The sequence below is a fragment of the Dehalogenimonas sp. NIT-SK1 genome (genome assembly GCF_055384165.1).
On the sequence record NZ_AP042352.1, the window covers coordinates 1595751 to 1610255 of the forward strand.

A 14505-nucleotide genomic window follows, 5' to 3' on the forward strand; every position below is an offset into this window, starting at 1 on the left:
ATCTAGAACATCTTATATTACCAAGGAGGTGCAGAACTTCACTGACGCTTGGAAGAGACCAGGTGGCTGCGGGGAAGTCCGCGTTATTTAAATTTGATAGGAGAACGAGATGACCAAATTCCATTCCACACTCAGCCGTCGAGATTTTATGAAAGCACTGGGTGTATCCAGCGTCGGCATGGGCGCCGCCGCTGCCCTGGCTCCAGGTTTCAAGGACTTGGATGAACTAGCTGCTACCGCCAGTAATCAGTCTCAACCCTGGTGGGTCAAAGAACGTGAACATCATAATCCTACAAATGAAATAGACTGGAATACTTTTAAACCATTTGATCGTAGTGCTAATCCCATGCCCAGTATTTCCCAGTCAAATCGTGAAGCTAATACAGCCCGGGATAATGCAATCCTAAAAGCCTCATTTGCCAATAAGACTCCCGGCGATTCACTCCGCGACTATGCCTTTGGCCGAGGTTCCAGCTTCATTGGCCCCAATGCCCCTTGGGACGGTCCTTCCGGTTCATTACATGACTTAGCAGAAGGCAAACGTTGGGAAGACACTCCGGAAAACAATCTACAGATGATGCGGGCGGCTCTGCATACCTACGGAGCGGTATTGACCGGTGCCTTGGAAGTCAATGAAAAGACCAAGATGATATTTGATGCGTCGGGTTATGTCTTTGACTCAACTGACGTAGGTTATCGTGACGAAAGCGGCACTTACCACATACCGCAAAAAGCCAAATATATGCTCACCTTTACTACCCAGCAGCACTATATCCAGAGTCTGTACCAATTACGTAAAGATGATAGTATGCCGGGTGGGTATGGCACCAAAAAACAGCTCGGTAACCAGGCAATAGGTCACGCCTATTCACATGCGGCTCAGGTTGGGTATATGGCTATGGGAATGGTGAAGAATTTGGGGTATGGTACTTATAAAACCGGAGTCCGCGCTAATGTACCGCTGGGTGTATTCTCCGGACTCGGCGAACAGGGACGCTCAACACACCTGATGACTCCACGCTACGGCCTTATGATCCGTTACACCAATTATTTCTTCACTGACCTTCCTCTTGCCGCAACTCCACCAATTGACTTTGGAGCATCCAAATTCTGCCCCACCTGTAAACGGTGCGCCGAACGATGCCCTTCTCAATCAATTTCAGAGGATGATGACATGTCGTGGGATACCGTAAGCGGCGGAAATCGCCCTGGATACAAAGGTTGGTTTATGAATTGGCAGACTTGTATTGACTTCGGATCTCCCGGAGCCTGCGGCAACTGCCAGGCCACCTGCCCCTTCAACCATCCATCTGATGGTATTATTCATCCGGTAGTTCGCGCCGCGGCAGCAGCCACGCCAATCTTCAACAGTTTCTTCGCTACCATGGATCGTGCTTTTGCTTACGCGGAAGCCAAGTCCGACGAAGAACTGGAAGGCTGGTGGACCCGTGACCTCGATAACTGGATGGGAGACACTACTCTCGGTTCCGGCAAGAACGTCTGGTAACCAAAGCCCAATTCATCAAGGCGGGTATCAGTTGATACCCGCCTTGATTTTGTTTTATTGAACTTATCCATATTTATATGTGTTATATTTTGTGATTTTTACTTTACTAAATAATCATGATAATTACGCATAATGGCGGATAGACTTACTATAGTTTTTGTTTTATACTACTTTAGTCGTTTTTTCTAATCTAATAGTAACACATAAAAATAAAAACGTTAAAGGAGTATCTAATGGTAACAAAATTCCACTCTTCGGTCAGTCGTCGGGATTTTATGAAAGCACTGGGATTGACCGGTGCAGGTTTGGGTGTTGCGTCGGCGGTCAATCCATCTTTCAACGATTTGGATGAACTGGCTGCCTCATCACCCTCAGCACTGCATCCCTGGTGGGTCAAGGAAAACGAACTTGAAGATATAACATCTGAGGTTGACTGGACCACCTTCAAACAGGTTGATCTTTCAACAACCGGTATGCCATCTCCAAGCGCTGAAAATGCCGCCTGGCGTAAGGAGCGTGATGCGAATTTTGACATGGAGGGCCTTACTCAGAAAATACCCGGGCGTGATGTCCGTTGCGCGGCGTTAGCTGACATGGTCTCCGGCTTACAACCGTCTGCTCCCTGGGACGGCCCGCCTGTAACCACTCCTCAGGATAAAGGAGTAAGCCCATGGAACGGGTCCCCTGAAGAAAATACCCGTATGCTTCGCGCGGCCTTGCACCTGGCTAGCGCTGACCAAGTCGGCGCCATGGAACTTAACGACCATATGTTGCAGATATTCACTAAAGGTGAAGTTATTTTCGATGGTGTCGAAAAAGGCATACGGGATGGGAGCGTCTATCATATTCCGGCTAAGTGTAAATACTTGTTAACTTATTCCATTCAACAGAATTATATTCAAGGTCTTTATCAACTCCGTGAAGATGAAGCTTATCCCGGCAAGCTCGCTATGCCCATGCCGTTAGGCCGTCCCGCAATTCATCGTGCCTATGGTGATGCCCGATATACTGAATGGCAGGCTATGAGGTTTATTAAAAATCTGGGTTATCACGCCTATAAAGCCGGTGTCCGTACTAATGTCGCTTTGGGTATTTTCACCGGGCTTGGTGAACAGGGACGAGCCACATATATGATGACACCTCGCTCGGGACTGCAAACCCGTATCACTAACTACATCATCACAGACCTGCCCCTGGCCCCTACCAACCCGATTGATTTTGGTGGTACCAAGTTCTGTGAAACCTGTATGCGCTGCGCTGAAAAATGTCCCAGTGAAGCCCTCGGTCAGGAAAAAGAACCAACTTGGGAAGTCGGACCCGGCAACCGTCCCGGCTATCGTGGTTGGCGTGTAGACTGGTTGAAATGCCGTGAAACAGGAGCTCCCTCTCGCTGCGGTGTCTGCCATACCCTGTGTCCCTTCAATCATCCTAATGAAGGGCTGATTCATCCTGTTGTAAGGGGTATTTCTTCCTCCACACCGGTTTTCAATAGTTTCTTCGCAACTATGGACCGGGTTTTCCAATATGCCGAACCCAAAAACCATGAAGAATTGGAAGCATGGTGGAATCGGGATTTAAATAATTGGAAGGCTGATGTCACTCACGGCGCCGGTACCTTTAAGTGGTAACCAAAGCCCAATAACTGAAGAGAGGCAGGTTTTTTTAAACCTGCCTCTCTTTTTGAAAACATCTAAAAAAGAAAACTTCATGATGTTTCTTTATGTTACCATGCTGTTAGCAGTGGTTACACATAGCTTTTTCTAGTATAATAGGTCTCAACATATTGTGGCTTCATAAAAACTGCAGCCTTTTTGGAAAGGGTATTTTTTTATTATGGATGTTTTTGTTTCTTGGAGCGGCGGCAAGGATTGTTGTCTTGCTACCTATCGCGCGCAAAAATCCGGACACCGTGTGCGACGGCTGGCCAGCATCGTAACCGAACATTCCGGAGAAGTGTGGCCTCATCGCATACCTCCGGAAGTAGTCGAGCTCCAAGCTAAAGCTCTGGATATACCGCTTACCCGAACCATCACCACCGTCGCTACCTATAATGACAACTATCGGAAAATGCTTCATTCCTTCAGCGAGGAGGGTATCACCGGAGGAGTTTTCGGTGATGTCAGCGTCGGCAATTACCTGGCCGAGAAGCATTTGAACTGGGTCAGAAGTGTATGTGAGCCAGCCGGTATTACCCCTATTATGCCTCTCTGGAACGAAGGCAGGGCATCACTTTTGGCCGACCTTATTGATTCCGGTTTTACAGCGCCATCATTATTGTCGTTGACAACGTAAGGTTGGGCAGGGAGTGGCTGGGACGCAAACTTGACCATCAAACCCTTGACGAACTTCGCCGCCGTGCCGAATCTTCTCCTTCAGGTGAAGTCGGCTACTATCATACCTTGGTTATTGACGGCCCCAACTTTAAAAAACGTCTTGAAATCACCGATTCAGAACCTAAACTCATTTATGACAACTGGTTTCTCGGTATCAAGTCATGCCGCTTGGTTGAAAAAGACCAGATGTCTGATGAACCTGAAATAGTCTGCACCGGAAGCAAGGAGAATCTATAGTGCTCCCCAAACATTCAGATACAACCAAATCTGAGCGCCCGTATGTTGGCCATTTGGGTGTGTATCACGTTGTCTACGAACCCAGTTACAAGTCCATCATTTTCCACCATTGGACTGAATGTAATTTGAAGTGTCAGGGGTGCTACTGCCAACGGGAGAAACTGGACTTTTCTCTTTTTCCTGATTGGCGGGAAAGGGTTGAATCCAATTCCCCAGAGTCCCCACCGCAAAGATTGCTTTCTTTGCCAGAAGCTGCTGAATTAATACAGGGTCTGGATATCCAAAGGGCTATTTTTATTGGTATTGAACCTTCCCTCGACCGGGGCTTACCGGCTTTGGCCAAATTCCTGAGAAATCAATATCACAGTTATAATATTCTTTTCACTAATGGAATGGTGTTGCCTGACCTGACTAACATTGATGAGATAATAGTAAGCCTTAAGGCAGTAACCCCGGAAATATATCGCGAATACACCTCAGCGGATAACCACAAGACCCTGCAAAATTTTCGGATTCTGGCGAGAATGGGCAAACGGTTACAAGCGGAAATAACATTGATACCGGGAATAATCGAGGCACCGGAAATTGAAAAAGTAGCAAAGTTTATAGCCTCAGTCGACAGTGATATACCATTGCGTATTACCGGATTCATCAGCCTTAAAGGGGTTGAATATAGAAGTCCGTCAGGCGAAGAGGTAGCGGCCGCGGCTGAGCTTGCCCGGAAACACCTCAATACTGTTAACTATCTATCAGGAGAAATGGAACGACAGGGCGACCCGCCCGTAAGGCTTTTTTAGAGAGGCAAAAGGATGAGAGTATTACTTATAAATCCAGGCTCAGAAATTAACCCCAAATTCAACACCTATGCGGTTTTTCCCAATGGTATTTTGTTTTTAGCCGCCGTATTGGAACGAGCTGGACATGACGTAAAAATATTCGACAATGTGGTTGACCGCCGTACTCCTTCTGATTTCCTTGATTTCAACCCTGAACTGATCGGATACTCAGTATTAACCGGGCCGGATATCACCCAGGCAATAGCGCAATCAAAGGATTTCAAGGCGTTGCTGCCTGAGGCAAAAATCGTTTGGGGCAATGTTCATCCTTCCTGTACTCCGGAACAGACCATGAACGAGGACTTTATTGATTACGTCATTGTAGGGGCAGGAGAAAATGCCCTGTTGCGACTTATAGAACATTTGGAAACCGGTAAACCCGCCAAGTCTGAAATCCAGGGCCTGGCCTATCGAGAAAACGGTAAAATAGAAATCAACGAGCGCGCCTCGGAAATAAAGAATCTGGATGAACTGCCCGATCCGGCATGGCATCTTATTGATGTCCCAAAATACTGGCAGATATCACTCAACACTTCCCGAGGGTGTCCGTTCCGATGCACCTTCTGCTACAACTCAGCTTTCCATTCAGGTTATCGCGGTGATTTTTCGGCGGAACGCATTATTTCTCAGGTCGAACATCTCCAAAAAACCTATGATGTTAAGTTTATTCGATTTTTTGAGGACAATTTTACTTTTAACCGTAAAAGGCTGCATCGGTTTTGCGAACTTATCATTGAACGAGATATTAAGCTCAAGTGGGATTGTGAGGCACGGGCAGACTTATCGGAAAAAGATATTGACCTAATGTCACGCGCCGGCTGCGTATCCGTAGGCATCGGGGTTGAAACAGGCTCAAAAAGATTATTGGATTTTCTTAAAAAGGATATAGACCTCGATGAAATGCTGAAAAGCTTTTGGAATGTCGTCCGCCATCGCATGATGCCGCGCATTTACATTATGGAAGCGGTACCAACCGAAACTATGGAGGACTACCAGGCCACGCGAGAATTATTGCACCGAATGGGCGATACCCCTTACTTCTATATGCGCTTTGTCCCATATCCCGAAACTCCACTTTATCACTATTGCGTTGAACAGGGCCTTATCACGCCACCGGAAAAACTTGCTGACTGGCCTCACTTTTCATTTAACTTAGCCACAAAGGGGAACCTGTCGGAAGTGCCGACCGAGGTGGTAAATGAAGCCTTTGCCGAATACGCCCGCACTTATGCTTCCCGGCGTGTTCGCTTTATGTGGCGTTACAATAAGCGTTTCTTCTTAAGCATGATAAAAAATCCGCCTCAATTCTGGGGCGCGGTGAAAGAACTTATCAAAAATACTCTTCCGGTCATGTTTAATAAAAATTCCAGCGAACCCTCCATTAAACCTGAAGACATCCGGACAAAAAAAATAGCTGAAACGGTTAATAAATAATATTATTCAAACAGAATAGACTTCAACATTCGACCAACTGCCTGAATAAAGCTGGTACTAATTACTGGTAGTTGTCTATCTAAAAATTCAGCCCAAAAGCTGCTGGCGTTAGTATTGCGACTCAAGAATGGTTGAGTAACGTGATCAAATCTGCAACTATCTGCTTCCGGTACGCTAGAGTATCAACCACGGTTACCAGGTTTTCCTGGTTTTTCACCCAGCCTTGGGTTTCAACTTCTTGTGCGGCGAAGAAATCATGTAACTGATACAATCTATCCAGATATTCCCGGTTTTTGTTTTCATTTTCATCACCCTCTGTTAATGCATGCCTGATCTGTGCCGCGTAATTTCGCCACTCTTCAGTTTTCATACCGGTACCCTGCAGGAAAATACGCTTAGCCACCGGGCGAACCATTATACTGAGCTGTTCATACTCTTCCGCAACAGCCTCCATAGTTTTTTCTAACGCCTGAGCAATGGCTGCTTTTGACCCTGGCTGAAATTGTGATGATTCAATAGTATTTTCTTTTGTGGGTAATGAACGGCCCTCATTATCCAGCTTTATTTTAGCCAGACCGGATATGATACTAATATCCTGACCGTGAAATTCCCGGCTAAAGCGTATTGCCCCCACCAGCCCTGCCGCGGCTATTTCAGTATCCAAGCATCCAGAAGTGTTAAATGAAAAAACCGAAGCATTCCCATCATCTCCACTTTCCCTGACCAGTGTCTCTCGGAGAGGAGAGGCAAGCTCGGGCTCCCCGACAACAGCTATAACTCCATAGCGTCTCTCAATCATGTCCGCCAAAAATTTATCGACCCCCAGGCACCTGCCGTCAATCACCAATAGATCAATTTTGCCGCAATTTTTTATGACTTCAGGATATAAAAAGTTAAGGTCTATCTTTCCCTGAACATCAATGCCAATATTAGCTGGTGCAGCTTCTCCGCCTTCCTTTTTGATCAACTCAACAGTTCTAACTCCGGCGGCACCATCAGTATCTGCCACAACTACGTTGACCCCGATACGAGCCAGGCTTCTTGCGGAATCTCGCGCAATATCATTCCCGGCACAGACCACCATAGCTGCATTACCACCCAAAGCTTCAGGGTCAAGGCCAGCATTATCTATTATCATAGGGAGCCTCCAGCCAAATTCAACATGAGACCCTAAAACCGGTATTCCCGATAACAACTCTTTTCTACTGGTTTCAGATGATGTAAGAACACGGCTAAGTCATTACTATAGGCGAAAGATTTTAATCCGCTGTTAGACGGCACCAGACTTCGCGCTTGCGTGGCCCGTCAAATTCAGCCAGAAAAACCCCCTGCCACTTACCGAGTTTAAGTTGTCCTTCTTCGATAAAAACCATCTCAGAGTTACCGATAAGACTGGCCTTCAAATGGGCAGGGGAATTACCTTCAGCATGCTCAAAACGGTTGCTTTCAGGTACCAGGTGCTCCAACCCAGTAGTTAAATCACGGCATACCGCTGGGTCGCAATTCTCATTCACGGTAATTCCCGCGGTGGTATGCGGAACAAACAACCAGCATAAACCGGATTCTGTATTACTTTCGCTCACTAATGACTGAACATCCTTAGTGATATCACACCACTCATTTTGGTAGCTGGTAACTATGGTTATTGAATATATTCTGCTCAAGCGCTCCTGCCAAATTCAGTAAGCCGCTGGTTTAATATGCGCGGCAACAGCTTCCCGAAGGTCTTCGGGGGTGAAAGGTTTGGTGATATAACCGTCAGCTCCCAGGCTTTCGGCGAAACGCCGGTTCAGCTCATAATCAATTATTGTCAATACCAATACTGGTATTGAACTCGTAGCGGGGATGCTTTTTATCTGGCTGCAGGCGGTCAATCCATCCATTCCCGGCATCAGTATATCCATAATTACCAGATCCGGCAGCAGTTCCTGGGCCGCCTGAACCGCTTCTTCACCGCTGCCGGCTTCAAAAACCTGGTAATCATTCCCTAAAATACCAGCCACCAGCCTTCGAATCTGTTCCTGGTCATCAACAACAAGTATTTTTGATGTCATACGCTATTCTGAAAAGTATAACCTGCATTATTGATGGGCGCAAGATTTATCTGAAACATGATTTATCACAGCTTTTAGCCGCATAGTTTACAATGGAATAAGATAACATTATTTTATTTAACCTTTTTCAGGCTGGCAACATTATGTTTCCTAACTTGAAAAACATGTTAAAAGTGCTAAAATGGGGGTTAATTATTTCTAAGGATGTAGTCATGAATTCATTCACCCACCGTAAGTTATTGTTATTATTATTATCGGTTACCCTAACCCTTGGTTTGGTAGTCACCGGATGTGGTAACGGCAATAATGACCCATCACCCACTACCACAGCACCTCCAAATACCTATACACCTACCGGACCGCTTACGTTTCCTCAAGGGAAATATGAGCACTATGAAGTCTTTAATGACCTCTTTGCCGTAGCCACCAGCAATGATGAAGCTATAATATCAGTAGGCATAAAAGCCAGGACTACTGGCTGGGTGGCAATAGCCCTGTCAAATAGTTTACAGAAAGCCGGCGCCGACCTTTGGATGGGTTATGTGGATGCTCAAGGAGCAGTAACTGCTATAGACTCATTTAATCCCGGCTACAGCGGCAGTCATCCGCCGGATTCAGCCTATGGAGGAACCGACGACCTCTATGACATAACCGGAAGCGAATCAAATGGAGTTACCACCATTGAATTCAAAAGGCATATTCAAACAAATGATTCCTATGATGTACCTATCCTGAACGGACTAAATGCCTTTATCTGGGCAGTAGGCCCATCAGATAATACTTTTGAGGAACATTCCTTACTCGGTTATGGCGACATTACCGCCGATATTACCCACTCCTGATTGGCTTTAAGCATTAAAATAAATTGGATTTATAATACGCGCACCTCAACAGGTGTGCGTATTACTTTTTAAGAAGTTATTATCAGAGACTGGAGTCCTGAAAACAAACAAGACCGCCAACTGAGTCAGTCTGCCTTCTCACACACGGTTGTCCAGTTTTAACAAACAGCGTAGAATCAGATAAATGTCTGAATTCAATCCTTATCAATATACCGGCAAAGATGACTTTTCGGTAGAACCGTTGAATAATTCGGGTTCATCACAGGATTTCACCCTGACCTTCTCCTCCGCCTGCCCTACTGATTATTCTGAGTTAAACAACGTAACCGGTGAATACCGCCTGCCACGGCAATATGATAAAGTAGCGCCCCTGGTACTGCTGATTCACGGCGTCGGGGATACCAGCACCATCCCCTGTCGCCTGATTGCCGGCGCTCTGGCCAAATCCGGAATCGCCAGCTTGACGCTGTATATGCCCATTCATTCCAGGCGCCTGCCGACAGAAATGAAACATGATTTTTATAATCTGTCTGCCCAGGACTGGTATAACTTATACCGGATTTCCGTAATCAACATCCGTCAGGCGCTGGATTGGGCAGATACCCGTCCGGAATTGGACTCCCGGCATATCGGGATAGCCGGTATCAGTTTCGGAGGTTATGTATCAGCCATTGCCATGGGTATCGACCAAAGGCTTCGTTCAGGCGCATTGCTATTTACCGCCGGGAATATAGAAAAGCTGGCTAAGACCAGGAGCAGCAGCCGATACAAGAAATATGAAGTAAGTGACGAACTGTTTCGTAAAAATCAAAGCCGCTACCTGGCTTATGTGGCTGATGTTGAAGCATATGGCTTTGAAGAGGTAACACCTCCGCAATTGGGATATCTTTTCGACCCCTATACATTCACCCCTGAGCTGAAAAACAAGTCATTGCTTATGATAAACGCCCGTTGGGATGAGTATTTCCCAAAGGATACAGCCAGGGAATTCTGGCAGGCATCAGGAAAACCGAAACAGGTATGGCTTCCGGCCGGACATGCGTCATCTTGGCTTTTTTACCCGTTAATCCGTCGTCACACTGTAGAACTGTTCCGCCGGACATTACTATAATTTCCCTCTGTCAGTATCTATATCCATTTCTTCCAGTAGTTTTATGATGCGAATTCTGATTTCATCTCTAATAAGTCGCACTTCATCCGGTTCCTTGCCTTTTGGGTCCGGCAGTGCCCAATCTTCAGCCGGGGTAAAAACTAGCGGACATACCCCTTCTCCCTTCATACATCCCATGGTAATCACTCTGTCGGCTGACTTTATCATTTCAGCGGTTAAAAGGCGCGGTTTCTTGTTCTCCAGGCTGAAACCCAATTCCTTCATCGCTTCAGCCACCACCGGATTAACGGAATCACCGGGTGATGTTCCCGCGGATTCTGCGACTGCCTCTTCACCAGCGTAACTATTAAAAAAGGCTTCCGCCATTTTACTGCGGCCGGAGTTATGGATACAGACAAATAATACTTTCATCACCAGGTTCAGTACTTACCACCAATTTCTTCCTGCTTACCGGTAACTACAAATACAACACGCTCGCAGATGTTTGTTACTCTATCGGCTGAACGTTCTAGATTATGGCCCGCCCAGATAAGTCTGGTAGCTCTGCTGACAGTCTTGGGATCCTCAGCCATAAAAAGCAGTAATTCTCGAAATATCTGGTCATACAAACCGTCAATCTCATCATCATCATCAGTAACTTTTCTGGCTTCATCCGCATCTCTATTAACAAAAGCATCGAGGGACCGGCGCAGCATGTCAGCCGTTTTCTCTGCCATCCGCGGTAAATCGATGAGCGGCTTCAATGGCGGCTCATCACCAAGCATTATGGCAATCTTGGCGTTTCCCGCCGCATGGTCTCCAATGCGCTCCAAATCTATAATTATGTTTAATACAGCAACTATTATCCGCAAATCACTGGCCATCGGTGCCTGGGTTGCGATGAGATGAATGCAATCCTCTTCAATCTCGAAACGCTTCCTGTTAATTTTTTCATCCTGCTTGACTATTTTTTCAGCCAGTTCAAGATCACGGTTTTTCATTGCGTCCATGGAAATTATCAGGGCATGTTCTACCATGCTGCCCAAATTGAGCACCTTACCCTGCAATTGCTTTAAATTTCGTTCATAGTCAGTTCTCATTTAATCTCCTTTAACCGAAGCGGCCGGTAATATAGTCTTCAGTACGTTTATCCCGAGGATTTGTAAAAAGTTCGCTGGTCGGTCCATATTCCACCAGGTTGCCTGACCGGTCTTCATCAACCATGAAAAAAGCTGTCTGGTCGGAAACACGTGCTGCCTGCTGCATATTATGAGTAACAATAACAATAGTGTAGCTGGACGAAAGAGACCTCATTAAATCTTCAATCTTAAGCGTCGCTATAGGATCAAGTGCAGAGCACGGCTCGTCCATCAGAATGACCTCCGGTTCAACCGCCAGGACCCTGGCAATACACAATCGCTGTTGTTGACCACCGGAAATAGAAAGACCTGACTGACCCAGTTTATCCTTAACTTCATCCCAAAGAGCTGCCTGGCGCAGACTCTTCTCCACTATTTCCTCCAGCACATGTTTTTTCTTGATTCCATGGCGCCTCGGTCCAAAAGCAATATTATCAAAAATTGACATGGGAAAAGGGTTGGGTTTCTGAAAAACCATCCCTACGCGTTTGCGAAGTTCTACTACATCAACCTCTTTTTGATAAATATCAAGCCCGTCGAATTCAACCAAGCCTTCAACACGCGCGATGGGAATAAGGTCATTCATCCGGTTGAAAATCCTGAGAGCGGTTGACTTCCCGCAGCCAGAAGGACCAATCAGGGCTGTGATGCCGCAGGAGGGAATATCCAGTGAAACATCCTTCAGTGCCTGGAAATTCCCGTAAAAAAGATTTACATCCCGCATTCGCAACTTGCCGCCTTCACAGGCGTGTTCTGTTTGGCTTGCATTAACTAATGATGGCCTGATATCCATTATTTACCTCTTGCGCGTTTTCATTCTAACAATGGTAACCATGATATTAAAAAGGAGCACCATAGCAACCAACACTATTGCTACCCCCCACATCACTTCTTTGGACATACCGGGTACATGAGAAGAAACGGTATAAAGGTGATATGGCAATGCCATGAATCTATCGAGCGGGGATGTCGGTAAACCAGGAACGAGAAATGCTGCTCCGACAACCAGGATGGGCGCGGTTTCACCTGCAGCACGACTCATTGCCAGAATAGCTCCCGTCAGAATACCTGGAAAGGCTTCAGGCAATACAGCGTGCCTGATCGTCTGCCATTTAGATACTCCGATGGCCAGGCTTCCTTCTCGATATTCTTTTGGGACTGCTGTAATGGCTTCACGAGAAGTAGTAATAGTCATGGCCAGTGCCTGGGCCGCCAGGGTCAACGAGGCTGCTAATATTGACATGCCAAAATTGAGCGCCATCACAAAAACCGCCAAGCCGAAAAGGCCGAATACAATACTGGGTACACCCGCCAAGTTTATTATCGCCAAGTTTATAAGTCTCGTAACCCAATTGTCACGGGCATATTCGGCAAGGTATATTCCCGCCAGCACTCCGATCGGCAATGCGAAGATTATGGTACCAACCATTAAATAAAAAGTGCCTACTATGGTCGGAAAAATGCCTCCGGCTCGACCTGCCTGTGAAGGGGCTTCGGTAAGAAAATCCCAATTAAGTACACTGTAACCATTGGCTATCATATACACTAATATGAAAATAATAGGAACAACGACCAGAATGGTAGCCACACCCAGCATGGATATAGCGGCCCGTTGGCTAAACATGCGTTTGCGGTGAACACGACCGGCTAAATGACTACTCAAATTTTATGTCCTCGCGAATTTGCGCTTCTGCGCTTCCAGCACATGCGCCGCAATATAATTAACAAAAAGAGTCAGAAGGAAAAGAATTAAACCAATAGCGAAGAGCGCTTGATAAGCAGGCCCGTTTACCACCGCGTTACCGATACCGGAGGCAATGGCTGCGGTCATCGGCATCATCGGTTCAAAAGGTGAATTGGGTATTGATTGAGCACCGCCGGCAACCATTAAAACCGTCATCGTTTCCCCGATGGCCCTTCCCACACCCAGCATTATTGCCGCTGAAACGCCAGACAGAGCGGCCGGGAGTGACACATTCCAGATGGTTTCCCATTTTGTTGCGCCCAAACCATATGATGCCTGGCGAAATTCATCGGGCACAGCCCTCAGTGCGTCTTCAGACACGGAAACAATAATCGGCAGGCTCATCATGGATAACATGATGCCTGCGGTAAAACCGGTCAAACCAGTATTCAAGTTGAAAGTCTCCTGCACCCAGGGCGACAAAAGCGCCAAGCCTATAAAACCCATTACCACCGAGGGAAATCCCGAAAGCAGTTCCACCAGCGGTTTAACAATATCGGTAATTCTCTGCGGGGCTACCTCGGCAAGATAAACAGCACAACCTACCCCAATGGGGACAGCTAGAATAGTAGATACAGCCGTTACCCAAAGGGTAGACACAAAAAATTGGGATATACCCAGAACCGGCGGTTCCGAATATGGCTGCCAGCGGTTTCCGGTCAAGAATTCCCACGGTGAAGTTTCAAATAACGCTGGGATACCGTTCTGCAGTAAAATAACAAAAACTCCGACGAGCACCACAATAGCCAGTAATCCGGTGAAGCGTATCCCAAGTTCAATAAACTGTTCTACTGGTCTTCGACGTTTTCTTAACCGCACCGCGGTCTTATTAGCTGCATCAGTATTGCTGTTAATCATTCTAAGACCTTATGCTCCGAGTTAATCTCGTTTCCCCGCTATATTGGAGGAGTCTATTAGCTGTTTATCACCGGAAGCATCAACAGAAACAAACGTAATCCGTGTTTCGAATAATATTGCTTCGGGGCAAGAATGCCGTCTGGTACCAAATACTCGGACGTTATATTGGACTGAAGTTCTGCCCGTGTGATGCCTGGTTACTTCAAATTTAATAATCTCGCCGCCGGCAACCGGATGTCGGAACGATACATTATCTAAAGCAATGGTAACAAATTTGTTTCCTGGGAAATCTTGTGTTGCTGTAATATAGGCAAACTCATCTATCCACTTAAGCATATTCCCGCCGAACAGAAATCCATCATGGTTAAGATGTTCCGGCAGGATCAATTTATAATGTTCCATTAATAACCAATATCCATTTCACTATCCGC

At 46.4% G+C, this 14505-nt stretch carries 17 protein-coding genes; 8 read left to right on the plus strand and 9 right to left on the minus strand.

Annotated elements, in window-relative coordinates:
* The first annotated feature begins 109 nt into the window (after nt 1-109).
* The 6 genes from ACZ48S_RS08310 to ACZ48S_RS08335 all read left to right on the plus strand — a co-directional run bounded on the left by ACZ48S_RS08310 (nt 110) and on the right by ACZ48S_RS08335 (nt 6347).
* Nucleotides 110-1507 carry a reductive dehalogenase gene (locus ACZ48S_RS08310; RefSeq protein WP_464212542.1) on the plus strand — a complete coding sequence of 466 codons (1398 nt, stop codon included), beginning with the start codon at nt 110-112 and terminating at the stop codon, nt 1505-1507.
* A gap of 233 nt (nt 1508-1740) precedes the next feature.
* The gene (locus ACZ48S_RS08315) at nt 1741-3135 is read left to right on the plus strand and encodes a reductive dehalogenase (protein WP_464212544.1); all 1395 of its coding nucleotides are present in this window, start codon (nt 1741-1743) and stop codon (nt 3133-3135) included.
* Nucleotides 3136-3340: 205 nt separating this feature from the next.
* On the plus strand, nt 3341-3799 hold the full coding sequence (locus ACZ48S_RS08320) for a Dph6-related ATP pyrophosphatase (protein WP_464212546.1): 459 nt from the start codon (nt 3341-3343) through the stop codon (nt 3797-3799).
* Nucleotides 3800-3801: 2 nt separating this feature from the next.
* Nucleotides 3802-4077 carry a Dph6-related ATP pyrophosphatase gene (locus ACZ48S_RS08325; protein ID WP_464212548.1) on the plus strand — a complete coding sequence of 92 codons (276 nt, stop codon included), beginning with the start codon at nt 3802-3804 and terminating at the stop codon, nt 4075-4077.
* Nucleotides 4077-4874, plus strand: a complete 798-nt coding sequence (locus ACZ48S_RS08330) for a radical SAM protein (RefSeq protein WP_464212550.1) — start codon at nt 4077-4079, stop codon at nt 4872-4874. The genes ACZ48S_RS08325 and ACZ48S_RS08330 overlap by 1 nt, the downstream gene beginning before the upstream one ends.
* A 12-nt stretch (nt 4875-4886) precedes the next feature.
* A complete protein-coding gene (locus tag ACZ48S_RS08335; protein WP_464212552.1) occupies nt 4887-6347 on the plus strand; it encodes a B12-binding domain-containing radical SAM protein in 1461 nt (486 codons plus the stop codon).
* A gap of 121 nt (nt 6348-6468) precedes the next feature.
* On the opposite strand, the gene ACZ48S_RS08340 is transcribed toward ACZ48S_RS08335, so the two are convergent.
* From ACZ48S_RS08340 to ACZ48S_RS08350, 3 genes are all read right to left on the minus strand, one after another.
* Nucleotides 6469-7485, minus strand: coding sequence for a Rossmann-fold NAD(P)-binding domain-containing protein (locus ACZ48S_RS08340; RefSeq protein ID WP_464212554.1), 1017 nt, complete (start codon nt 7483-7485; stop codon nt 6469-6471).
* Between the two features lie 121 nt (nt 7486-7606).
* A complete protein-coding gene (locus ACZ48S_RS08345; protein WP_464212556.1) occupies nt 7607-8011 on the minus strand; it encodes a secondary thiamine-phosphate synthase enzyme YjbQ in 405 nt (134 codons plus the stop codon).
* Between the two features lie 15 nt (nt 8012-8026).
* Nucleotides 8027-8401, minus strand: a complete 375-nt coding sequence (locus ACZ48S_RS08350; protein WP_464212558.1) for a response regulator — start codon at nt 8399-8401, stop codon at nt 8027-8029.
* Between the two features lie 212 nt (nt 8402-8613).
* Here ACZ48S_RS08350 and ACZ48S_RS08355 point away from each other — a divergent pair, with 212 nt between their 5' ends.
* Complete coding sequence (locus ACZ48S_RS08355) at nt 8614-9243, plus strand: DOMON domain-containing protein (RefSeq protein WP_464212560.1); 630 nt, start codon at nt 8614-8616, stop codon at nt 9241-9243.
* A 184-nt stretch (nt 9244-9427) separates the two neighbouring features.
* Nucleotides 9428-10354, plus strand: coding sequence for an alpha/beta hydrolase family protein (locus ACZ48S_RS08360; protein WP_464212562.1), 927 nt, complete (start codon nt 9428-9430; stop codon nt 10352-10354).
* Here the strand turns inward: ACZ48S_RS08360 and ACZ48S_RS08365 are convergent.
* The 6 genes from ACZ48S_RS08365 to ACZ48S_RS08390 form a co-directional block, all read right to left on the minus strand.
* Nucleotides 10349-10765, minus strand: a complete 417-nt coding sequence (locus ACZ48S_RS08365) for an arsenate reductase/protein-tyrosine-phosphatase family protein (RefSeq protein WP_464212564.1) — start codon at nt 10763-10765, stop codon at nt 10349-10351. The two genes, ACZ48S_RS08360 and ACZ48S_RS08365, sit on opposite strands and share 6 nt — an antisense overlap.
* Before the next feature lie 8 nt (nt 10766-10773).
* Nucleotides 10774-11433 carry a phosphate signaling complex protein PhoU gene (gene phoU / locus ACZ48S_RS08370; protein ID WP_464212566.1) on the minus strand — a complete coding sequence of 220 codons (660 nt, stop codon included), beginning with the start codon at nt 11431-11433 and terminating at the stop codon, nt 10774-10776.
* A gap of 10 nt (nt 11434-11443) precedes the next feature.
* Nucleotides 11444-12196, minus strand: coding sequence for a phosphate ABC transporter ATP-binding protein PstB (pstB, locus tag ACZ48S_RS08375; RefSeq protein WP_464214594.1), 753 nt, complete (start codon nt 12194-12196; stop codon nt 11444-11446).
* 72 nt (nt 12197-12268) lie between these two features.
* Nucleotides 12269-13135, minus strand: coding sequence for a phosphate ABC transporter permease PstA (gene pstA / locus ACZ48S_RS08380; protein WP_464212568.1), 867 nt, complete (start codon nt 13133-13135; stop codon nt 12269-12271).
* Nucleotides 13136-13138: 3 nt separating this feature from the next.
* A complete protein-coding gene (pstC, locus tag ACZ48S_RS08385) occupies nt 13139-14074 on the minus strand; it encodes a phosphate ABC transporter permease subunit PstC (RefSeq protein ID WP_464212570.1) in 936 nt (311 codons plus the stop codon).
* A 21-nt stretch (nt 14075-14095) separates the two neighbouring features.
* The gene (locus ACZ48S_RS08390) at nt 14096-14476 is read right to left on the minus strand and encodes an acyl-CoA thioesterase (protein ID WP_464212572.1); all 381 of its coding nucleotides are present in this window, start codon (nt 14474-14476) and stop codon (nt 14096-14098) included.
* Between the last annotated feature and the right edge of the window lie 29 nt (nt 14477-14505).

Bases quoted from the DNA above. Each gene is read 5' to 3' on its own strand.
- ACZ48S_RS08310 (WP_464212542.1), top strand. From the start codon at position 110: ATGACCAAATTCCATTCCACACTCAGCCGTCGAGATTTTATGAAAGCA.
- ACZ48S_RS08315 (WP_464212544.1), top strand. From the start codon at position 1,741: ATGGTAACAAAATTCCACTCTTCGGTCAGTCGTCGGGATTTTATGAAA.
- ACZ48S_RS08320 (WP_464212546.1), top strand. From the start codon at position 3,341: ATGGATGTTTTTGTTTCTTGGAGCGGCGGCAAGGATTGTTGTCTTGCT.
- ACZ48S_RS08335 (WP_464212552.1), top strand. From the start codon at position 4,887: ATGAGAGTATTACTTATAAATCCAGGCTCAGAAATTAACCCCAAATTC.
- ACZ48S_RS08340 (WP_464212554.1), bottom strand. From the start codon at position 7,485: ATGATAATAGATAATGCTGGCCTTGACCCTGAAGCTTTGGGTGGTAAT.
- ACZ48S_RS08350 (WP_464212558.1), bottom strand. From the start codon at position 8,401: ATGACATCAAAAATACTTGTTGTTGATGACCAGGAACAGATTCGAAGG.
- ACZ48S_RS08355 (WP_464212560.1), top strand. From the start codon at position 8,614: ATGAATTCATTCACCCACCGTAAGTTATTGTTATTATTATTATCGGTT.
- ACZ48S_RS08360 (WP_464212562.1), top strand. From the start codon at position 9,428: ATGTCTGAATTCAATCCTTATCAATATACCGGCAAAGATGACTTTTCG.
- ACZ48S_RS08365 (WP_464212564.1), bottom strand. From the start codon at position 10,765: ATGAAAGTATTATTTGTCTGTATCCATAACTCCGGCCGCAGTAAAATG.
- phoU (WP_464212566.1), bottom strand. From the start codon at position 11,433: ATGAGAACTGACTATGAACGAAATTTAAAGCAATTGCAGGGTAAGGTG.
- pstB (WP_464214594.1), bottom strand. From the start codon at position 12,196: ATGCGGGATGTAAATCTTTTTTACGGGAATTTCCAGGCACTGAAGGAT.
- pstC (WP_464212570.1), bottom strand. From the start codon at position 14,074: ATGATTAACAGCAATACTGATGCAGCTAATAAGACCGCGGTGCGGTTA.
- ACZ48S_RS08390 (WP_464212572.1), bottom strand. From the start codon at position 14,476: ATGGAACATTATAAATTGATCCTGCCGGAACATCTTAACCATGATGGA.